The sequence below is a fragment of the Mesorhizobium hawassense genome (assembly GCF_003289945.1).
Classification (GTDB): Bacteria; Pseudomonadota; Alphaproteobacteria; order Rhizobiales; family Rhizobiaceae; genus Mesorhizobium; species Mesorhizobium hawassense.
This window is the reverse complement of record NZ_QMBP01000009.1, coordinates 1-19965: the sequence shown is the minus strand read 5'-3', so window position 1 is coordinate 19965 and position 19965 is coordinate 1. Positions and strand designations below refer to the sequence as shown.

18 protein-coding genes are annotated in these 19965 nt (G+C 64.7%); 6 read left to right on the top strand and 12 right to left on the bottom strand.

Translation table 11 applies throughout. The features are described from left to right. Positions 1-104: 104 nt before the first annotated feature. The 3 genes from DPM33_RS18905 (at position 105) to DPM33_RS18895 (ending at position 1363) form a co-directional block, all read left to right on the top strand. A complete protein-coding gene (locus DPM33_RS18905) occupies positions 105-500 on the top strand; it encodes a hypothetical protein (RefSeq protein ID WP_112098962.1) in 396 nt (131 codons plus the stop codon). Between the two features lie 114 nt (positions 501-614). Further along, a complete protein-coding gene (locus DPM33_RS18900) occupies positions 615-851 on the top strand; it encodes a hypothetical protein (protein ID WP_112098961.1) in 237 nt (78 codons plus the stop codon). A 206-nt stretch (positions 852-1057) separates the two neighbouring features. After that, positions 1058-1363 (top strand): DUF982 domain-containing protein, encoded by a 306-nt coding sequence (locus tag DPM33_RS18895; protein ID WP_112098960.1) that lies wholly within the window; start codon positions 1058-1060, stop codon positions 1361-1363. 3 nt (positions 1364-1366) lie between these two features. On the opposite strand, the gene DPM33_RS18890 is transcribed toward DPM33_RS18895, so the two are convergent. From DPM33_RS18890 to DPM33_RS18855, 8 genes are all read right to left on the bottom strand, one after another. Continuing rightward, a complete protein-coding gene (locus DPM33_RS18890) occupies positions 1367-1948 on the bottom strand; it encodes an aspartyl/asparaginyl beta-hydroxylase domain-containing protein (protein ID WP_245442239.1) in 582 nt (193 codons plus the stop codon). A 218-nt stretch (positions 1949-2166) separates the two neighbouring features. Next, a complete protein-coding gene (locus tag DPM33_RS18885) occupies positions 2167-3660 on the bottom strand; it encodes an efflux transporter outer membrane subunit (RefSeq protein ID WP_112098958.1) in 1494 nt (497 codons plus the stop codon). A 14-nt stretch (positions 3661-3674) separates the two neighbouring features. Continuing rightward, positions 3675-6818, bottom strand: a complete 3144-nt coding sequence (locus DPM33_RS18880; RefSeq protein ID WP_112098957.1) for an efflux RND transporter permease subunit — start codon at positions 6816-6818, stop codon at positions 3675-3677. Positions 6819-6822: 4 nt separating this feature from the next. Beyond that, a complete protein-coding gene (locus tag DPM33_RS18875) occupies positions 6823-8100 on the bottom strand; it encodes an efflux RND transporter periplasmic adaptor subunit (protein WP_112098956.1) in 1278 nt (425 codons plus the stop codon). Beyond that, positions 8084-11230: an efflux RND transporter permease subunit gene (locus DPM33_RS18870; RefSeq protein WP_245442238.1), complete on the bottom strand. Its 3147-nt coding sequence runs from the start codon at positions 11228-11230 to the stop codon at positions 8084-8086. Before DPM33_RS18870 ends, DPM33_RS18875 begins: the two co-directional genes overlap by 17 nt. Further along, complete coding sequence (locus tag DPM33_RS18865) at positions 11227-12369, bottom strand: efflux RND transporter periplasmic adaptor subunit (RefSeq protein ID WP_112098955.1); 1143 nt, start codon at positions 12367-12369, stop codon at positions 11227-11229. Before DPM33_RS18865 ends, DPM33_RS18870 begins: the two co-directional genes overlap by 4 nt. Beyond that, positions 12362-12547 (bottom strand): hypothetical protein, encoded by a 186-nt coding sequence (locus DPM33_RS18860; protein WP_245442236.1) that lies wholly within the window; start codon positions 12545-12547, stop codon positions 12362-12364. Before DPM33_RS18860 ends, DPM33_RS18865 begins: the two co-directional genes overlap by 8 nt. Before the next feature lie 126 nt (positions 12548-12673). Continuing rightward, complete coding sequence (locus tag DPM33_RS18855) at positions 12674-13333, bottom strand: hypothetical protein (RefSeq protein ID WP_112099216.1); 660 nt, start codon at positions 13331-13333, stop codon at positions 12674-12676. A 212-nt stretch (positions 13334-13545) separates the two neighbouring features. Between DPM33_RS18855 and DPM33_RS18850 the strand changes: the two genes are divergently transcribed. Continuing rightward, positions 13546-14292 carry a response regulator gene (locus tag DPM33_RS18850; protein WP_112098954.1) on the top strand — a complete coding sequence of 249 codons (747 nt, stop codon included), beginning with the start codon at positions 13546-13548 and terminating at the stop codon, positions 14290-14292. Then, the gene (locus DPM33_RS18845) at positions 14289-15536 is read left to right on the top strand and encodes an ATP-binding protein (protein WP_112098953.1); all 1248 of its coding nucleotides are present in this window, start codon (positions 14289-14291) and stop codon (positions 15534-15536) included. Before DPM33_RS18850 ends, DPM33_RS18845 begins: the two co-directional genes overlap by 4 nt. Before the next feature lie 22 nt (positions 15537-15558). Here DPM33_RS18845 and DPM33_RS18840 read toward each other — a convergent pair whose 3' ends face one another. The 4 genes from DPM33_RS18840 to DPM33_RS18820 all read right to left on the bottom strand — a co-directional run bounded on the left by DPM33_RS18840 (position 15559) and on the right by DPM33_RS18820 (position 19313). Further along, positions 15559-15810: a hypothetical protein gene (locus tag DPM33_RS18840; RefSeq protein WP_112098952.1), complete on the bottom strand. Its 252-nt coding sequence runs from the start codon at positions 15808-15810 to the stop codon at positions 15559-15561. Positions 15811-16463: 653 nt separating this feature from the next. Next, complete coding sequence (locus DPM33_RS36300; protein WP_167449135.1) at positions 16464-16616, bottom strand: hypothetical protein; 153 nt, start codon at positions 16614-16616, stop codon at positions 16464-16466. Positions 16617-16788: 172 nt separating this feature from the next. Next, a complete protein-coding gene (locus tag DPM33_RS37775; RefSeq protein ID WP_425373545.1) occupies positions 16789-16902 on the bottom strand; it encodes a hypothetical protein in 114 nt (37 codons plus the stop codon). Between the two features lie 875 nt (positions 16903-17777). Continuing rightward, positions 17778-19313, bottom strand: coding sequence for a TadE/TadG family type IV pilus assembly protein (locus tag DPM33_RS18820; protein WP_112098948.1), 1536 nt, complete (start codon positions 19311-19313; stop codon positions 17778-17780). Positions 19314-19758: 445 nt separating this feature from the next. On the opposite strand from DPM33_RS18820, the gene DPM33_RS18815 reads away from it, so the two are divergent. Then, positions 19759-19965: leucine zipper domain-containing protein (locus tag DPM33_RS18815; protein ID WP_146770280.1), on the top strand; the 207-nt coding region annotated here is incomplete at its 3' end.

Below are 19965 nucleotides of genomic sequence, written 5' to 3'. Positions count from 1 at the left end.
CGGAAGCCGCAAGGTTCAAGGACGAAGTGCGATTGCGGCGGCCATTGCGCCTTTCCTTTGGCCATTCCATGGGTTAGGGCGGGTGCTGGTATCGGGAGATTGCCTTGACGGCGCCTGAACGCGAAAGATCGAAGCTGCTGTCTGTCAGGACCGCCTGCGCGGGCCTGATGGCGCTGCTGATGCTTGCGCTGCTGAGCTTCGCCCAAGCCGAAATGTCGGCGTCAGCCTTCGCGACCCCGGGCGGCTCCAACATCAGCGCCGCCCGTCAGGGCGACACGATCGCGCTGCTCAGAACAACCGGCAAGGCGCAGGCGCTCGAGGTCCGCGCCAGCCGGCTGCTGCCCATGAAGCTCGTCAGCGGCATTCCTGGCGCGCTCGCGCACGCATCAGATTTTCTCATTGTCGGCCAGGCTTTGCCGGCCGAGATGGGTGTCGCGCCCGGATCGGCGAGCGCAATAGGCTCGCGCACCAACCAGCCGCGCGCGCCACCGGTCGCTTAAGAGCTCAGCCGCAAAGCGCGGCACTCAAATCAAACAGCATTTTCTTCGCGTCGCGATCCGGCGACGGCCGCGGCCGTCCGCCGATCGCGTACGCGTCAGTTCGGATATCATTCAATGCAACGCATCAAGACGTTCAAGACACTCACGCGTGCCGCCGCGGCGGCCGCGTTCCTGGCAGTCCAGGCGATCATCTGCCTCGGCACCGTCTATTGGGCCGTAGCCGCCACGCTTCGCATGGAAGGAACGGCGGCGATGGTGCTCGGCGCACTCTTCGCAGTGCCGTCAGCCTATCTGCTGATGGTGGTCACCCGCATGGCCTATGACGCCGAGACGGATCCAGCCAACCAGTAATGAAGGGACATAGGGCAGGGCGATGCAGGCTGCGTCGCCCTGTCGCACAATGGTTATCTTGCGGCCGAAGCGGGGCGCCCATCCGCCGCACCGGTAACGCGATTCTTCATCGCACTGAGGTCACATTTGCGAGTCAGAAGGGCGCCAAAAGCAACTTTTCATAACGAGCGGCGTTGCTGGAGTTGCGCCAGTTCGGGAGACAGGGAATGGACAGACTGCAATTCGAGGTGCCGGTGCGCATTACGCCCGCATCCGGCCTGCCGGTCGAGGAAATCTACAGCGTCGAGCAGGCGCTCGACTTCCTGCAGGATTGGCCCAAACGCCGGCAAGGCAAGGTCTACGATGCCGCCTTCAATGCCTGTTTCGGCGCGACGGTCGATATCGCCAGCGCCGAGGAGGCCTGCCGTGCCTTCGCGGCATTCTGCCGTGTCAGCGGCTTGCTCGCTCGGGACGCTATGTTCCCGGGCAAGCGTGGCCGCGGGGCAGGGACGTATCGCGAGGCGCGCGCTTAGGGTTCAGCCGCCGAACGACACGCCCCGATAGCGCATTCCCACCTGCACTCCGCGCACGATCACGCGCGACAGGATTTCCATGTCCAGCGGCATCTTCGGGCGCCAGACGTCGAGGAGAAGGGCGACGCGCGGCTGATCGGAGTTGTTCATGACTTCGTGCTCGAACGTATCGTCCCACAGCATGCATTCGCCGTCGGCGATGCGCCGTTCCTCGTGATTGATCATCATGATCGTTGCCGGGCGACCGTCCTGTTGTTTCGGGATGACCAGGCCAAGATGGAAGCGCATGATGCCGCGGAAGGGGCCGCGGTGCGCTGGGATATGCTTGCGCGGGGCGAGGAATGAGACGGCCGCCGATTTGACCTCGGGGCACTCCGTGAGCAGCCTGCTCAGTACCGGCATGCGCGCGAGGTTTTTCGGTACCGTCATGTCGTAGGCCTTGAGCACGAACATGCGCCAGTCGAGGCCGTCATTGGCCGAGATGTCGGCCTGCTCCGGCATGATGTCGTGGAACCGCGGCGCCTTGTTCAGCTTCGCCGCCAGCGCCTCGTCACGGATGCTCTGCCATGCGGCGGCGAACTTCACCGCATTGGGAAAATGCGTGCCGGCATCAAGAATGGCCGGCGCATCTATGCGCTTTTCATAGATGCGGCGGACAAGATTGGTTCCCAGATCGTAGGCGCCTGACATCTCGTTACCTCGAAGCCGTTGTTATTGTTATATAGTGGCTGATTGCTTCCCGCCATGACTCACGGAGATTTGTTCGAGCCGTCAACAGCGGAATCGACATCGGGAGCTCGCCGTCATTGCGTCTTGGTCGCCAGCCGGGGGCCGGTGGCGACATCGACGACTTCGGGCCTGGCGGTATCGATCGCGCCGTTCCAGCCGCCTCCAAGCGCCTTGTTGAGGGCTATGTAGTCGGTAGCGATCGAGACGCGGCTCTGCAGCAGCGAGTCCTCGGCCGAATAGGCCGAGCGCTCGGCATCCAGCACATCGAGGAGACTTGCCTCGCCGGCCTTGTAGAGGGTGCGCTCCAGTTGCGCGGCGTCGGCGTAGGATTTCGTCGAGGACGCAAGTTTGCCGTCCCTGATCCCCTCCTGCGCCAGCGACACGATCGCGTTCTCGACATCTTCCAGCGCGGTCAGGACCGAGGCCTTGTAGGCGATGAAATACTGGTCGCGCTGGGCGCGGGCGACGTCGACGGCGGCCTCCAATTGCCCGGCATTGAACAGCGGCACGCTGAGCGACGGCCCGAACGACCAGCCGATAGTGGAATTCTTGCCGAGATCGCCGAGCTTGAGGGCCGTGGTGCTGATGTCGCCGGTCAGGCTGACGCTGGGGTACCGCGCCGCCTCGGCCTGGCCGATCTTGGCGGTGGACTGCGCATACTGCCGCTCGGCCATGCGCACGTCCGGGCGCGTCAGCAGGATGTCGGCCGGAATGCCCGTCGGGATCGGCAGACGGGGCGCCGGGATCGGCGTCCCTCGTTTCAACCGCTCGACAAGGGTGGCCGGCGGCCGGCCGGTCAGCACTGAAAGCCGGTGCACGGCTTCGGCATAACTCGCTTCCAGTGACGGTATCGTGGCTTCCGTACTGCTCGCCTGTCCCATGGCCTTGGCGACATCGGCCGCCGTCGCCGTGCCTGCTCGCGCCATCGTGCGGGTCAGTTCGGCCGTCTGCCTTTGCGACGCGGCGGCGCGCCGGGCAAGCGCGATGCGGCTCTGATAGCCGCGCGCCTGGACATAGTTCGAGCCGACATCGCCGACCAGGGTCAACAGCGTCGAGCGCAGGTTTTCCTCCGAAGCGTCGAGACCATAGCTGGCGGCCTCGACGCCCCTGCGGTTGGCGCCGAAGAGGTCGAGCTCCCAGCTGGAATCGAAGCCTGCCTGATACTGGCCATAGGTCTCGCTGGCTGAGGTGTCCGAGCTGGTTGCCGCGGCCCTGTTGCGGGTGGCCGAAGCCGAACCGTCCGCGGAGGGCAGCAGTGCCCCCACCGACTGGCGATAGCTCGCACGCGCCTCGCGGATCTTGGCCCTGGCGGTGGCAACGTCGAGATTGCCGGCAACGGCTTCCTCGACCAGCGCGTTCAGTTCGGGATCGCGCAGGCGCTGCCACCATTTCGACAATTGCGCCGGCTGTGCCGGTTTGGCCGTCTTCTGTCCGCTCCAGCTCGCCGGCATCGCCAGCAGCGGCTTCTGGTAATCCGGACCGACGACGCATCCCGACAGCAGGACGGCGGTAAATGCGGGCAAAAAGAGCCCCTTCGCGGCCGCGAGACCGCGTTCAAAACCTATCATTTTTGGGGAAACCTCTATTCTTGAGTGGCTGTGGCTTGGGTCCCGCCCGAATTCTCGTTGGCCGCCTTGCCCTTGAAGATGCGCCGCACCGTGACGAACAAAAGCGGCACCAAGAAGACGCCGATCGCGGTCGCCGCGATCATGCCGCCCATGACGCCGATGCCGACCGAGTTCTGCGCGCCGGAGCCCGCGCCGCTGGCGATCGCCAAAGGCGTGACGCCGAGGATGAAGGCCAGCGACGTCATCAGGATCGGCCGCAGGCGTTGTCGCGCCGCTTCGAGCGTCGCTTCGATCAACCCCATTCCGGCAGCTTGCCGCTCGATTGCGAACTCGACGATGAGGATGGCGTTCTTGGCGGCAAGACCGATCGTGGTCAGCAGCCCGACCTTGAAATAGACGTCGTTGGTCTGGCCAAAGAGGGTAGCGGCCGCCAGCGCGCCGAAGATGCCGATCGGCACGGACAACATCACCGCGAACGGGATCGACCAGCTCTCGTAGAGCGCGGCAAGACAGAGGAAGACGACCAGCGCCGAAATCGCGTAGAGCGACATCGCCTGGTTGCCCGAGAGCCTTTCCTGGTGCGAAAGCCCGGTCCATTCATGCGAATATCCGGCGGGCAGTTGCGCGACCAGCCTGTCGATCTCGTCCATGGCCGCGCCTGAGCTTTGGCCGGCGGCCGCGGCGCCCTGGATCTCCACCGCCGCCGAGCCGTTATAGCGTTCGAGGCGGGGCGATCCGTACGTCCAGTGGCTGGAGGCGAAGGCCGAGAACGGCACCATGGCGCCGCCGGAGTTGCGGACCTGCCACTTGTCGAGGTCTTCCGGCTGCATGCGGAAGTCCGCGTCCGACTGCAGATAGACAGGCTTCACGCGCCCGCGATCGATGAAATCGTTGACGTAGTCGCTGCCCCAGGCAGTGGAGAGCGTGTTGTTGATGTCGGCGAGGCTGATGCCCAGCGCGCTCGCCTTCTCCTGGTCGATGTCGACCGAGAATTGCGGCTGGTCCTCCTGGCCGTTGGGACGCGTGTTGGCGAGCAGCTTGCTCTTCGCGGCGAGGCCCAGGAGCTGGTTGCGCGTCTGGATCAGCGCTTCATGGCCGGCGCCGTTGACGTCCTGCAGGTAGAAATCGAAGCCGTTGGTGTTGCCGAAACCCTGGATGGCGGGCGGGGCGAGCGCGAAGACCTGCGCATCCCTGATCTTGGAGAAGGCGCCCATGGCGCGGCCGGCGACTGCTTGCGCAGCCAGGGCCGGCGATTTGCGCTGGTCGAAATCCTTCATCCGCACGAAGGCGATGCCGACATTCTGTCCGGCGCCGCCGAAGCCGAAGCCGGAAGCGGTGAACACGCCTTCGACCGCATCCTTCTCCTCGCTCAGATAATGGTTGGTCACCTGAGCCAGCACGCGCTCGGTGCGGTCCTGCGTCGCGCCGACGGGCAGCGAGGCGCTGGTGATCAGGATGCCCTGATCCTCTTCCGGCAGGAACGAGCTCGGCAGGCGGGCAAACATCCAGCCCATGGCGATCACAATGGCCAGGAAAACGACGAGGAAGCGCCAGGACCGGTTGATGATGCCGTGCGAACCGTCGCGGTAGGCGATCGTGCCGCGATCGAAGGTGCGGTTGAACCAGCCGAACGGACCTTTCTGCATCGCATGGTCCTTGGCCGGGCGCAGGATGGTGGCGCAGAGCGCCGGTGTCAGCACCAGCGCGACCAGCACGGACAGCGCCATCGCCGAGACGATGGTGACCGAGAATTGCCGGTAGATGATGCCGGTGGAACCGCCGAAGAAAGCCATCGGCACGAACACCGCCGACAGCACGGTGGCGATGCCGATCAGCGCGCCGGTGATCTCGTTCATCGATTTGCGCGTCGCTTCTTTCGGCGGCAGGCCTTCCTCCTGCATCACGCGCTCGACATTCTCGACCACGACGATGGCATCGTCGACCAGCAGGCCGATGGCCAGAACCATCGCGAACATGGTCAGCGTGTTGATCGAATAGCCGAAGAAGGAGAGCACGCCGAACGTGCCGAGCAGCACCACGGGTACGGCAATCGTCGGGATGATGGTGGCGCGCAGGTTCTGCAGGAACAGGAACATCACCAGGAACACCAGCACGATTGCCTCGGCCAGTGTCTTGACCACTTCCTCGATCGACAGGCGCACGAAGGGCGAGGTGTCATATGGGTAGACGACCTCGACGCCCTGCGGAAAGGTCGAGCTCAGACGATTGATCGTCGCGCGCACTGCCTCGGCGGTGCTGATGGCGTTGGCGCCGGTCGCCAGGTTGACGGCGAGGCCGGCTGCCGGCTTGCCGTTGTAGTGGGCTTGCGTGGTGTAGCTCTCGGCGCCGATCTCCACCTTGGCGACATCGTTCAGCCGCACCAGCGAGCCGTCGGTGTTGCTCTTCAGGATGATATTGCGGAATTGTTCGGCGGTCTGCAGCCGGCTCTTGGCCGTCACCGTGGCGTTGAGCTGCTGGCCCTTGCGCGCCGGAAGCCCGCCGAGCTGACCGGCCGAAACCTGCGTGTTCTGCGCCTCGATCGCGGTGGCGACATCGCTCGGCATCAGCGCGTATTGCGCCAATTTGTCGGGATCGAGCCAGATGCGCATGGCATAGCCGGAGCCGAAGAGCTGCGTCGAGCCGACGCCTTCGACACGCTTCAGCGTGTCGTTGACGGTGCTGTCGACATAATCGGCGAGGTCGGTCGAGTTCATCTTGCCGTCGCTGGAGACGAAGCCGATGACCATCAGGAAGCCGGTCGAGGATTTGGAGACGGTGATGCCGTTGCTCTGCACGACCTGCGGCAGCTGCGACTGCACGAGCTGCAGCTTGTTCTGCGTCTGTACCTGGGCGGTGTCGGGATTGGCAGCGCTGGTGAAGGTCAGCGTGATCGAGGCCTGCCCGGTCGAGGTCGACGTTGCCGTCATGTAGTCGAGATTGTCGATGCCGGTCATGCCTTGTTCGATGACCTTGGTCACCGAGTTCTCGACGGTCTGGGCATCGGCGCCGGGATAGCTGGCGCTGATGTTGACCGTGGTCGGCGCGATCTGCGGATATTGCGAGATCGGCAGCGACTGCAGCGCCAAGAGGCCGCCCAGCATGATGACGATGGCGATCACCCAGGCGAAGATCGGCCGGTTGATGAAGAAACCCGACATCGCTTCAGTTCCCGGTTGCGCCAGAGGCGGGCTGTTTCACGGTGCCGGGTGGAGCCGCCGAGGCGGAACTCTGCTCGCGGTCCTTGATCTCGCCGGTCGTCTCGTCGATCGTCACCTCGACCGCTGTCGCGTCGCCGCCGGCGCGCACCAGCTGCAAGCCTTCGACGATGACGCGGTCGCCGTCTTTGACGCCGGAATCGACCAGCCAGTTGTTGCCGACGCTGTTGCGCACGCTCAGCGTCCGCTGCTCGACCTTGCCCTCAGCATTGACCACCATGGCCGTCGCCTGGCCCTTCGGGTCGCGAGTGACGCCGCGCTGCGGCACCAGAAAACTGTTCTGGGCGACGCCTTCCTCGACGATGGCGCGCACATACATGCCGGGCAAAAGCAGCCGGTCGGGATTGGGAAACTGGGCTCTGAGCGCGAAAGTGCCGGTCGACTGGTCGACATTGGCGCCGGCGAATTCCAGCTTGCCGTTCTGCGCATAGATGGTGCCGTTGTCGAGCTTCAGCTTGACGCTGACATTGGGTCCGCTGAACTTCAGCCGGCCCTCATTGATCGCCTGGCGCAGGTTGAGCAGGTTCGTGCTCGACTGCGTGACGTCGACATTGATCGGGTCGAGCGAGCGGATCGTGGTCAGCAGCGTTTCCTGATTGGCGGTGACCAGAGCCCCGGGCGTCAGCGAGGATTTGTCGATGCGGCCTGCGATCGGCGCGGTAATCGAGGTGCGGTCGAGGCTGATCTTCGCGGTTTCGACGCTGGCCTTGGCCGCTGCCACGTCGGCCTGCGCCTGCGCCAGCGTCGCTGCGGCATCATCATAGTCCTGCTTCGAGACGACGTTCTGCTTCAGCAGGCCGGAATAGCGGTCGAACTTGGCCTGCGCTGTTGGGATTGCTGCTTCCGCTTTCTGCTGCGTCGCGACCGCGCTGTCATAGGCGGCCTGATAGCTCGCCGGATCGATGAGGTAGAGCGGCTGTCCCGCCGCCACCTCGGCGCCTTCCTGGAACAGGCGCTGCCGCACGATGCCGTCGACCTGCGGGCGCACTTCGGCGACGAGGGAAGCGGCCGTGCGTCCAGGCAGTTCGGCGGTGATCGCGACCGACTGCGGATGCAGCGTGACGACGCCGACCTCGGGCCTGCCGGCGCCGCCCATGCCGGGCGGGACCTGGCTCTTGTCCTGCGAGCAGGCGGTCAGAAGAAGCACGGCACAAAGCACACCTGCCCAGGCAGACAGCCGGGACAGCCTCGCCAGCGAAAGAGAACGACTAGGCTGGATATGCATTGGCTGGATCTTTCGCTGGAGTTGCAATTCCCGCCGGGCCGGCCGCGCTGGGCGCCTCGACCAACAGCTTGCCGAGGTGACGGGCGAGGACGCCCTGGATGTCGTCCATGAAGGTGTAGACCACCGGCACGTAGACGAGGCTGAGCACGGTCGAGGAGATGAGCCCGCCGATCACGGCGATTGCCATCGGCGCCCGGGTCTCCGCGTCGGCGCCGATGCCAAGCGCGATCGGCAGCATGCCGGCGCCCATGGCGATCGATGTCATGACGATGGGCCGGGCCCGCTTGCGGGCAGCGTCGAGCAGTGCCTCGAAGCGGCTCATGCCGTGCTCCTTCTCGGCGACCAGAGCATACTCGACGAGGAGGATCGAGTTCTTGGCCGCGATGCCCAACAGCATCAGTATGCCGATCAGCGGCGAGATGCCAAGCGCCTTGCCGGTGATGAGCAGGAAACCGAGCGCGCCGCCGACCGATAGCGGCAGCGCGACCAGGATGGTAACGGGCTGCACGAAACTGCGGAAAAGCAGCACCAGCGTCAGGTACATCAGGATGATGCCGGCGGCGATCGCGGTGGCAAAGCCCGTGAACAGCTCCTGCATGCGTTGGGCGTCGCCGCGCGCCAGTTCGTGCACGCCCGGGGGTGGGCTCTTCATGACCGGCAGCGCGCGAATGGCGGTGGTCGCCTGGCCAAGCGTCAGGCCGGAGAGGTCGGCCTCTATCGTCGCGCTGCGGCTGCGGTCGACACGCGTGATGCTGTTCGGTCCGGCATTGAAGCCGATGTCGGCGACGGCGCCGAGCGGCACCGTGCCCTTGCTGCCGGTCAGCGGCAGGACGGCAAGCTTCGCCGGCTCGTCGACGGCGCCGTCGGGCAGAGTGACGACGATCGAGACCTGGCGGTCGCCGAGATTGTATTTCGCCAGGCTGGTGTCGGTGTCGCCGATGGTGGCGATCTTCACCGTCGCGGCGGTCTCGGTCGGCGTGACGCCAAGCTCGGCAGCCTTGGCGCTGTCGGGCCGCACGATCAGCTCGGGCTTGGTGGTGGCGGCCGTCGAGGTCGGGTTGATGAGGCCCGGCACCGATTTCATCTGCTCGATCAGCGCGTTGCTCGCCTTTTCGAGCGCCGTGCCGTCGTCGCCGACCAGCGTGATCGCCACCTTGGCGCCGGCGAAGCCGTCGGCGCCGAACTGGATGCGGGCGCCGGGTATGTCGTTGAGCCTGGGCGAGGCCTCGGCCTCGAATTTCTGCTGGCTCATGCTCCGCTCGGCGCGCGGCTTGAGATTGACCGTGACGGTCGCGGTGCGAACTTCGGCCGAGCTCGAGCTTTGGTTGGGACCTCCGCCCGACGAAGCAGCCGTGCCGATCGTAGCAAACACGCTGTCGACAGCCGGCTCCTTCTCGAGCCGTCCGGTGATGTCCTGCACCACCGCCGTGGTCTGCTCGATGGTCGACCCGGGCTGCAGCTCGACCGAAATCATCGAGCGGCCGCGGTCAGCCGCCGCCATGAATTCGGTCGGCAGCCGGGTCGCCAGCAGCATCGAGCCGGCGAAGAAGGCAATGCCGGCCAGCAGTGTGATCCAACGGTAATCGAGCGCCTTGCGCAGCAGCCAGAGATAGGTCGGCACCCAGGCAGGCAGGTCGTCCTCGTCATGGCCGCCGGCGCGCACCAGATAGGCGCCCATCAGCGGGGTGAGCATGCGCGCCACGAGCAGCGAGAACAGCACCGACACGCAGACGGCTACGGCGAAGGAGAAGAAGAATTTGCCGGGAATGCCAGGCATGAAGGCCACGGGGAGGAACACGGCGACGATGGTCGCGGTCGTTGCCACCACGGCGAGCCCGATCTCGTCCGCCGCTTCGATTGCCGCCTGGTAGGCGCTGACGCCGGTCTGGCGCATATGGCGCACGATGTTCTCGATCTCGACGATGGCGTCGTCGACGAGGATGCCGACGACCAGCGACAGCGCCAGCAAGGTGATGTTGTTGAGCGAGATGTCGAAGGCGGCCATCACGGCGAAGGTCGGGATCAGCGACAGCGGCATCGCCACCGCCGACACCAGCGTCGCCCTGATGTCGCGCAGGAACAGCCAGACCACGCCGATGGCGAGCAAGGCGCCGAGCCACAAGGCTTCGAGCGCGGCGTCGTAGCTCTCCTGGACGAAGCCGGAGGAAGAGGTGACTTCGGTGAACTTTGCCGTCGTGGTCTTCGCGCCCATGTCGGCGATCGCCGCGCGGGCGGCCTTGACCACGTCGATCTCGCTCGAGCCGACCGATCTGTAGATATTGAAGGCGACGACCTGCCGGCCGTCGAGATAGGCGGCCTGGCGCGGCTTTTCCCAGCTGTCGACGACGCTGCCGAGGTCGGAAAGCTTGACGTCGCCGGCGCCGGAGAGCGCGATGCGTGTATTGGCCAGCGCCTCGACGGTGGTGGCGCTGGCCAAAGTGCGCACCGACTGCTCCTGGCCGCCGATGGTGGCGCGGCCGCCGGGCTGGTTCACGTTGTTCGCGGCAAGCGTCTGGCTGACATCGCCGGCGCTGATGCCGAGCGCTGCCAGGCGGTCGGGATCGAGCTCGACGCGGATAACGCGGTCGACGCCGCCGGAACGGGTGATCTTGGAGACGCCGTCGACGCCGAGCAGGACCTTGGCGACGTCGTTGTCGATATACCAGCTCAATTGATCCGGCGACATGGCCGGCGCCTCGACGACGAAGGTCAGCACCGAATTGCCCGTGGCATTGACCTTCGCCACGACCGGTGTCTGCGCGGCGGCCGGCAGGCTGGACTGCACGCCGGAGACCGCGTTGCGGACATCGTTGGTGGCGGTCTCGGGATCGGTGCCGAGGGTGAATTCGACAGTGGTGACGGACGAGCCCTCGCTGAGCGAGGTCGAGACGTCGTCGACGCCTTCGAGCGTCGCGACCGCGTTCTCGATGACGCGCGCCACCTGGACTTCCATTTCGCTCGGCGCCGCGCCCGGCTGCGCCACCGTGACGGGGACGGTCGGCAGGTCGATGTCGGGCATGTTGTTCGTGCGCAGCTGCGTGAAGCCCCAGGCGCCGGCGATCGCAAGCGACAGGAACAGCACGATGGTCGGAACCGGATTGCGGATCGACCAGGAGGAGACGGCGTTCATTGCGCCTGCTCCTTCACGCTTGCGGCATCGGCAGCCGCGGCTTCGCCGGCAGCGACGCGCACGAGGTTGCCGTCGTTGAGGAAGCCGGCCCCGGCGACGACGACCGGAGCGCCCTCCGACAGGCCGCTTTCGATGGCGACCCGGCCGTTCTGGCGCGTGCCGGTCACGACGGCACGCGCGCTGACCTTGCCGTCGTCGCCGACGACGAACACCGCCGGTTTGCCGTCATGCCAGACCAGGGCCGTCTCTGCGACGGTGAGCTGCCGGGACGTCGCCGTCTCGATCGTGACGCGGGCGAACATGCCGGGCTTCAGCCCCGAGCCTTCGCCGACCGCGACATAGATGGTGGCGAGCCGCGTGGTCGAGTTGACGGTCTCGGCGATCGCGGAAACGCTGCCGGAGAAGGCGCGGCCGGCCGCATCGACGATGTTCGCCGCCTGACCGACGGAGATTGCCGCCAGGTCCTTTTCAGGGACGAGTACGCCGACCTCCAGCCTGCCGTCGCGGATGATCTTCATCAGCTCGGTGCTGGCCTGCACGATGGAGCCTGCCACGGCCGGTTTGCTGGAAACGATGCCGTCGAAGGGCGCGCGGATGGTCGTCCTGTCGAGCTCGGCCTGCAACCGCTCCGCGGCGGCCTCTGCCTGCTCGACCCCGGCCTTGCCGGTTTTGACGGCCGTTGCCTTTTCCTCGGCGGTCTCCGCGCTGACGGCATTGCTGGCCAGCAGCTTGTCGGCGCGCGCGGCAGCCGACAGCGCGGAATCAAGCGTCGCCTGCGCCTGGGCGACGGCCGCCTTCTCCTCGGCAAGCTGGGCTTTGAGAAGCGAGTCGTCGAGGCGGACGATGACATCGCCGGCCGTCACGCGGTCGCCCTCCTTCACCAGCACCTCGATCAGGCGCAGGCCGCTTTCTTCCGCGCCGATCGTCGCTTCCTGCCAGGCGGAGACGGTGCCGGTGGCGCTGACGGAGGATGTGATCTGGCGCGAAAGCACCTTCTCGACGGAAACGGTGAGCGTGGTGACCTGAACGGGCGCCGCTTTCTCGGCCTCCGGGGGCGCGCCGCGGCCATAGGCCTTCAGCATCGCGGCGACGCCGGCCGCGACCAGGATGGCGACGAGGAGAAGATGCCTTTTACGCAATTTTCTGGCCGTGATTTTCAGGGTTTGCAGACGTGATCGGAAGCGACAGCCGGTAAGCGGCGAAGCTCAGCCGGATCGCTCCCGTCAGGACCTGCCGCGACGGCATCTGCCGCCTGGCGCTGGCCCCTTGGCGGATCGGCAGGGGCGAGCCGAGGACGGCAAGCAGCCGCAGCATCATCATGGCTTCCCACATCATAACGCGTTCCATCCTTGATGGCGGTCGCGCGCACGCGGCCGCCAATTCGCAAAAGGAACCGGCCGGCCCTTGAACGGGTGGGTCAGCGGGGCCGGCCGGCGCAGCCGGTCAGGGTTGTTCGCCGTCCCGGGGTAGGGGCGGCGGGAGCTGTCCGCGAGGACCTCCGGAGCCGGCTGCGTCATCCGGCGGATTGCTCCAGGGACCGGGGGGTGGTCTGTGCGGCCGATCCGCCGAAGCGAGGATTTCGAGCTGCTCCGGCGTCAGCGTGGTGCGCAGCACGGCGATGGCGTCCTTCAGCTTGGCGGCCGAGGCGGCGCGTTTGGTGACCTCGTCCGCCAGCTTCTCCTGGAAGGCGAAGGGATCGCGGGCAGCACCTGGCGCAGGTCGGTCGGGATCCGGACCGCCTGTGCCGCCCAAACCGAAGTCCGGTCGCGCCGGCGGCGCCAGCACCGCTTGCAGGGCGCTGGTGTAGTCACGCCAGGCGTCGAGCTGTTCGGAGCGGATGCCGATCCGGGTCTCGAGCGACGAAAGGTGGGCAGCGAGCATTTCAGGCGGCGGGGGACCCATGTGGCGAGGACCAAAATCCTCGGGACCGTGCCGCATCGCCCAGCGCGGACCATGCCAGGGCATCGGGCCGGGTTTCGCATCGTCCGGCCGGCCGATTGCCGGTGGCTGGTCACCCGGCGCGTCGGGGCCGGGCTGCGCCGCCAGCACCGGATGGATGGCCGCGACCGAGAACAAGCCGAGCGCCAAAAGTCTGCTTCGCATGATGTGATCCTTTCCTTCATGCTTCGGATGGCTGGAGGATAGGAAGCGTCTTTTGCCGCTTTGCTTCGGCGCGTTGCCGAAGGTTTCCCGAAAAAGGAGATTTGTTTCCGAATGTTTCCGGCACCTTCCCGGAAACATTGCGTTGCAATTTTCCATGCCGCTTGGCGGCGCCGCTCCCTATAATCACGAACGAAAAGGCAAACGGGCGAAGAATGCAGACACAATCCCACATCCTCGTCGTCGACGACGACCGCGAGATCAGGACGCTGCTCGGACGCTATCTCGACGGCCAGGGATTCCGCGTGTCGGTGGCAGCGGACAGGCGCGAATGCGAGCAGAAGCTCGGCTCCGGCCAGTTCGACCTCATCGTGCTCGACGTCATGCTGCCCGACGGTTCGGGGCTCGACATTTGCCGCAGCATGCGCGATCGCAAGCCGCATATTCCGGTCATCCTGCTCACCGCGCTGAAGGAGGATGTCGATCGCATCATCGGGCTGGAGCTCGGCGCCGACGACTATCTCGGCAAGCCGTTCAATCCGCGCGAGCTCACGGCCCGCATCCGCGCCGTGCTGCGGCGCTCGGCGCCGGAAGAGGCGGCGCCGGCCAAGGTGCGGGTCTATCGTTTCGCTGGCTACCGGCTGGAACCTGACACGCGCAAGGTGATGGATGTCGAGGGTGCGGCGGTCGATCTCACCGGCGCCGAATTCGACCTGCTTCAGGTCTTCCTCGACCGGCCGGGGCGGCTTTTGTCGCGCGACCAGCTGCTCGACCTGACGCAAGGGCGCGAGCGCGATCCGCTTGAGCGTTCGGTCGACGTGCTGATGAGCCGGCTGCGGCGGAAGTTCGCCGAGGCCGGCGAGGGTTCCCTGTTCAAGACCGTGCGCAATGGCGGCTATCAGCTCACCGCGCGCGTCGAGACGACGGAGCACCGCGTCCCGACGACGGATGTCGAACCATGACTTCGCTGCGCCGGCGACTGATCATCCTTCTCGTCGTTTCGATCCTGGGCGTGGTCGGCCTCGCCACCTTCGTAGCCGTCAAGGTGCTCGGCGGGCCGTCGCCCGAACTGGTCATGGGCCCGCTTGCCCATCAGATCGAGTACATGGTGCAGCTGGTTCCGGGGCACGTGCCGAATGCCGGCGATGCGCCCGTCATCGTAAGGGATCGCCCGGCCGATGGCTTCGAGGACCGCAAGCACACAAGGGTGCTGAACGAGATCCTGCATCACAACGGCCTCGACGTTTCGGCTGTCGTCAGTCGCAATGCCGACCGGCCGGGAATGGTCGCTTCGGTCGCGCTGCCGGACCATCGCTGGATGATTGTCGACGTGCCGGATTTCGGTCCGCCGCGCGATGTCTGGTACGGGCTGGCGGGTTGGATGGCGCTGATCGTGCTCGGCGCCACGCCGGTCTCGATCTATTTCACCGGCGTTCTGGTGCGGCCGCTGGAAATGCTGGAAAGCGCCGTTGGCAAGATCGGATCGGACGGGATGCTGGCAACGGTGCCGGAAAAAGGCTCGGCCGAGGTGAGGGCCACCGCTCATGCGCTCAACGAGCTGTCGGCAAGACTGAAGATGGCGATGGAGAGCCGCATGCGGCTGGTCGCGGCCGCCGGCCACGATCTCAGAACGCCGATGACCAGGATGCGGCTCCGAGCGGAATTCCTCGACGAGGATCGCGAGAAATGGCTCAACGATCTCGACGAGCTCGATCGCATCGCCGACAGCGCCATACGTCTGGTGCGCGAGGAGGTGAACCAGGATGCGGTCGAGCCGCTGGAGCTGGACAGGCTGGTCCGCGATATCGAGGTCGAGATGACGTCGCTCGGCCACGCGGTGTCGATCGAGCATCTGGACAGGGTTTCGGTCCGGGCCGGCGCGCTTGGGCTGCGGCGCGCGCTGCGCAACCTGATCGTCAACGCGGCGACGCACGGCAGGGGCTGCATCGTTTCGCTGGCCGCGCAAGGCGGCCAAGCGGTCCTCACCATCGCCGATCGCGGCCCCGGCATTCCGGCGGATCTGCTGAACAAGGCGTTCGAGCCGTTCTTCCGGGTCGATCCGGCGCGCACGCAATTCATTGCGGGCGCCGGTCTCGGCCTCGCCATCGCCAAGGAAATCATCGAGCGCTATGGCGGAACGATCCGGCTGGAGAACCGGCCGAGCGGCGGGCTGCTGCAAACGGTGGTTTTCGGCGCCGTTTCCTGATGGAAGGCGCCGTCAAGCTCGCTCACTTGACCTTTTCAATCACCGGGCCGGCCGGCTGGTCCGTCGCCGGAGCCGGCGTGCAATCCTGCCCCTTGCACTCCAGGGCGGGGTCGTCCTTCGGTGGCAGGCAATTCTGCCCCTCGCAGTGAATGGCCGGCTGCTGTTGCGCCGCGTCACCGTTCGGCTGGGCAGGCTGATCCTCGGCGCGGACGGGCTGCAGCCCCGCCAAGTTGATGATTGCCGCGCACAACAGCGCTGTTCGAAGGAAGTTCATGCTCGTCTCCACGTCTGGGAGCCGGTAGAATCTTACACTTTCGCGCCGAGGCCGGCATCCCGCCGTCCGCCAACGACGTTAACGGTGGGTTTCCGCCCCAAGGAAGGTGCGCCAGGCGAGGCTGTGGCCTGGACCGCGGCCTCGTCGCAAATGCGCTCACTTGCGGTCATTCCAAGCCCTTGGCGCGGTCCCAGGCTTTCGACCATATCTTCAAAGCCTTCTGATCGAGCGCTTTCGGCAGGTGGCAGTGCTGCTCGACGGGAAACTGCGTTCCGATCCCGATCTCTATCCGTCCGAAGAAGCGCAGAAGCAATTTCAGCGACAGCGATCTGGCGCTCGCGGCCGCCGAACTCGGCCAGGGCGTGGCGCTGGGGAGCCTGACTTTGGCCGAGGAGGCGCTCGCGTCAGGGAATCTTGTACAGCCATACGAGCACATCCTTGACGCCTGTCGCGGATGGTATGCAGTTTCCACCCAGGATCGTCTCCGGGACATCGATGTGCTGGGTTGGCTGCGCGGGCAGACGTCTGATGGCGACTGCTGACGGATCGCGCCTCAGAAGTGCACGTCATCAAGGGCCACATACCCGCAGGTCATGCTGCCTTTGCTGTGCCGACTGTGGCTTTCTCGAAGTCCTCAACTGGCCAGCGCAACCCTAGTTGTTCCAAGACACCTTGACCATGCCCGGGAACTCCTTGAGCTGCTCAAGATTTGTCACTGCCGTAATTCTATAGGCGCTCTTGTTGGCCAATCCGTCCCAGACAAAGAACGCGGCGACGGCAACGACCACCAGAAGGATCGGTCGCATTGGAACCTCCCTCAAAGCTCTTTGCACCCGCGCGATATTATGCGCCTCGCAGGAGAAGAGTACAAGCAGATGCTAATATACAAGCCTTCGCCGGCGAACGAAGGGATCTAGCAAGCTCTTTCGCCTCGGTGGCACGCTGCCGTGCCGCGCCCGACGATGTCGGCAGGTTGGATCAAGATTGAATCCGACAAATCGTTTCACAAGCAAGGCCGTTGCCGTCCCCGTCCAAGGTCTTGCCCCATGGGCAGTTGTGAAGGTGCCATGTGGCATCTTCGCAGGAGAGCATCTGCGCGCACTTCAGCACAGGCTCGCAGGACCGGTTTATAGAGCCGGACGGCAGCGGCGGGACCTGCGGGGCTGAGTGCTTCTCCCAGGCAAAAGCCGCCAGGGCCAGTGCCACAGCAAGCCCGAACAGGATTCTTGGCGATCTCAGCAGAACCAGTGCCTTCCTCCCACCAACAAATGCATCAGCGACTGACCGGGGACGTGATAGAAGCGAGGTAGGGACGTGTATCTTGCATCGCAATCCAGGAGAGCGGGGCCCAATTGCAAGGCCAGCAGGCCAATTATCAATGCGACGCCCGCCACGATCTTGGCTCGGTTGAACCATTGTCGACGGAGTTTTTTGCGCCGAAGGCCAATGCGCCATCGGTTAGCCTGATCGGCGCCAATGTTGAGTTTCGCACCCAACCTTCTCTCAGGCGGGCTGCGCGGTAGCCAGCGACACAATTCCGCCGAAGGGCGCTTCGCCGCTTGAGTGCCCAGAATGCGCGCGCACCCTGAGCACGAGCAATCGCGCAGCGGCCAACGGCGTCATGGCCAGGAATGCAAATGTGAGAGCCAGGAAGACTGACGGAATGCAGATCATTCCGCCGGGATCAAAGCACGATTCCATGATACAACCCTCCAACCGCCTCCAGCGTGCGGCGGCCTCTCCATGCCACAAAAGATGCCTCTCATTGAGAAAGAATTCAAGCGTTTACTAATTCTCGTATAGCTTGCATGAGAGCCACCCGGTACGGTTGCGGTCCTTTCAGAGATACTCAATGCAACCAATACCTTCAGCGCAAAGCCCGGCTTGCGAACCCTGTGTCTGTCCCGACAGGCATCGCAAGCCGGGCTATAGTTGAACGGCCAGCAAGCACGCTACCCCTGCAATCGCTAGCGATAGAGTTGGGCCTCATCACGCAGGAAATTATCCAGCGTCCCAGAGCCGCCGCGACCCGTGATGTCGACGAGTTCGACGAAAACGGATCCACCTGCATTGGCGCCTGGAACAGGTTCCGTCATGAAGAAGCTGGCGAAGGCCTCGACAGGAAGGTTGGTGCTGTTGCCGTTAAGGTTGTTTCCGGCGGCCTGCAGCGCGTTGCAATTCAGGATGGCGCCGTACAGCAATCTGCGATCGACGGAAGTCACGGGCGGCTGGCACGAATTTGGCGGCGTGCCGAGTTCGCCTCCGGTCGACGCGTGCCCGACAAGGTTGTTGGCGATTTCATATTTGTAGACTTGGTAGCGCGTCGGTTTCGTCGTGTCCCACGCGGACGGGTAGCTCGTGGACTGGAAATTGGTGCTCCAATAGCCCGACAGGTTCCAGTTTCCGTCCCCCATGCGTCCGCTCATATACGGTGTCGTGCCGTCCCGAGGCAGGCCCATGTAGCCCGCCGCGTTGAACGTCAGCTGATTGTAATTTGGGCACTGGTTGCTGTTGCCATTGCCGTTCCCGTTTCCGCCGGTGGACGCTCCCTTGCGCACATTCGCGGCCGGGCCATACTCGGCGCTGTTGAAGGCATTGCCGTTGGCGTTGATGCCAAAGCGGACATTGAACGCGTCCTGAACAGGGCCGTTGTTCTGGCCGGTCTTGGTGCTGACGCCCTGCGCCGAGTAGCAGCCTAGCGGCCTCGATGTTGCGATTGTCTGTGCCAGGCCCTGGGCGCCATTGCCTACGCTGTCAGGTGGCGCCAGAAAGCCGAAATTGCCAGGTCCGTATGCGGCATTGTTTCCCACTAGGCGGAGCTCGATCAACCGGCGATGGACGGCCGGATCAGACACCGCTTGTTCAAGGGTCGCACCACCTGCACTGTTGGTGCCGTTCACCATCTCATAGGGGTTGCACATAAAGACGGGAGTGTAATTGCAGACCCCGGAGGTGAAACCAGCTACCGAGACAGCGCCGAACTGGATGCGGTCGTCGGCGGTGTTCCCCGAGAGGAACGAAGCTGGAAAGATGGTCGAGAAGGTCTCCGGATGGGTCTCCACCATGATGAACCGTGTGACCGCGGCAGAGGCCGCGTAGTTGGCAGACGTAATCATGTCGGAGTCGTTGGCAGGGATGCTGGAAAGGAAACACCACGAAATCTGGCCCATCGATCGGCAAGCCGTGTAGGTCGCGTCTACTGTCGTTGCCCCGCTGCCGGGAATGGGGACGATGCCGGCATCCGAGAAGGTGGTGTCGTTCGAAACCAGATTTGCCAGGGCATTCTGGGCACGGGTCCAGGCATCCGACCTGCCGTTCAATTCGGCCGCTGCAGCGAGGGCCAACGCATCGGCAGCCTTCTGCATGTCGTTATGCAGATTGGTAACCCGGCTCATGTCGATGGTAAGCGCGGAAAAGCCAATGATGGCCGGCAACATGATGCTAAGCAGGATCAGGGCTACGCCTCGCTGATCGTGCCAGAACTTACGCAAAACCCGAAACATTCCGCGCCCCCGCGCAGCAACTCTTGTTGCCCCCTCTGTTTGAAAAGATGATCCCCTTCGGCGTGCTACCGCAAGGTGGACCCAAGGCCCTGAGCCGACCTCCCTGCGGCGCACCCGCTACGGACTTCGGTCGCACGAACGATTGAAACGTTCGGCCATGACTTCTAACCATTCTGTAATGAAGCGAGATGCGTGCCGCGATTTCGATCCCGCGCTCTGGCGACGTGAGTGCCAGACCCCAACTTTTTCGGCATCGTCTTGTTATGAAACCAAAGAGCGCCGGTGTGATGATCACCAACCCTCCGGCAATTCTCAGCTCGAACCGGACGCAGGTGGCAGGCGCGATCGCGAACAGGCCTAGGTGTGAGCTTTCAGGAGGTTGTCCATTCGGACCGGACCGAGGAGACTGGAGTTACCAGGCTTCAGCGCTCGTCGGAGGATCCGAATGAACATCCACAAGAATGCCCGTCTCACGCCGCTGCGTCGAGAGGAGATGGCGCTGGCGGTGATAGAAGGCGGTTTTTCCAAAGCCCATGCGGCGCGAACGTATGGTGTGTCGGCCAAGATCGTGGCGCGTTGGGTCGAGCGCTACAAGGCCGAAGGCAGCAAAGGCATGGCCGACCGCTCGTCGCGGCCCACCGTCATGCCGGGC

Coding starts and splice junctions, on each gene's coding strand:
- DPM33_RS18900 (WP_112098961.1), top strand. CDS start 615: ATGCAACGCATCAAGACGTTCAAGACACTCACGCGTGCCGCCGCGGCG.
- DPM33_RS18895 (WP_112098960.1), top strand. CDS start 1,058: ATGGACAGACTGCAATTCGAGGTGCCGGTGCGCATTACGCCCGCATCC.
- DPM33_RS18885 (WP_112098958.1), bottom strand. CDS start 3,660: ATGATAGGTTTTGAACGCGGTCTCGCGGCCGCGAAGGGGCTCTTTTTG.
- DPM33_RS18880 (WP_112098957.1), bottom strand. CDS start 6,818: ATGTCGGGTTTCTTCATCAACCGGCCGATCTTCGCCTGGGTGATCGCC.
- DPM33_RS18875 (WP_112098956.1), bottom strand. CDS start 8,100: ATGCATATCCAGCCTAGTCGTTCTCTTTCGCTGGCGAGGCTGTCCCGG.
- DPM33_RS18870 (WP_245442238.1), bottom strand. CDS start 11,230: ATGAACGCCGTCTCCTCCTGGTCGATCCGCAATCCGGTTCCGACCATC.
- DPM33_RS18860 (WP_245442236.1), bottom strand. CDS start 12,547: ATGATGCTGCGGCTGCTTGCCGTCCTCGGCTCGCCCCTGCCGATCCGC.
- DPM33_RS18855 (WP_112099216.1), bottom strand. CDS start 13,333: ATGCGAAGCAGACTTTTGGCGCTCGGCTTGTTCTCGGTCGCGGCCATC.
- DPM33_RS18850 (WP_112098954.1), top strand. CDS start 13,546: ATGCAGACACAATCCCACATCCTCGTCGTCGACGACGACCGCGAGATC.
- DPM33_RS18845 (WP_112098953.1), top strand. CDS start 14,289: ATGACTTCGCTGCGCCGGCGACTGATCATCCTTCTCGTCGTTTCGATC.
- DPM33_RS18840 (WP_112098952.1), bottom strand. CDS start 15,810: ATGAACTTCCTTCGAACAGCGCTGTTGTGCGCGGCAATCATCAACTTG.
- DPM33_RS36300 (WP_167449135.1), bottom strand. CDS start 16,616: ATGCGACCGATCCTTCTGGTGGTCGTTGCCGTCGCCGCGTTCTTTGTC.
- DPM33_RS37775 (WP_425373545.1), bottom strand. CDS start 16,902: ATGCTCTCCTGCGAAGATGCCACATGGCACCTTCACAACTGCCCATGG.
- DPM33_RS18820 (WP_112098948.1), bottom strand. CDS start 19,313: ATGTTTCGGGTTTTGCGTAAGTTCTGGCACGATCAGCGAGGCGTAGCC.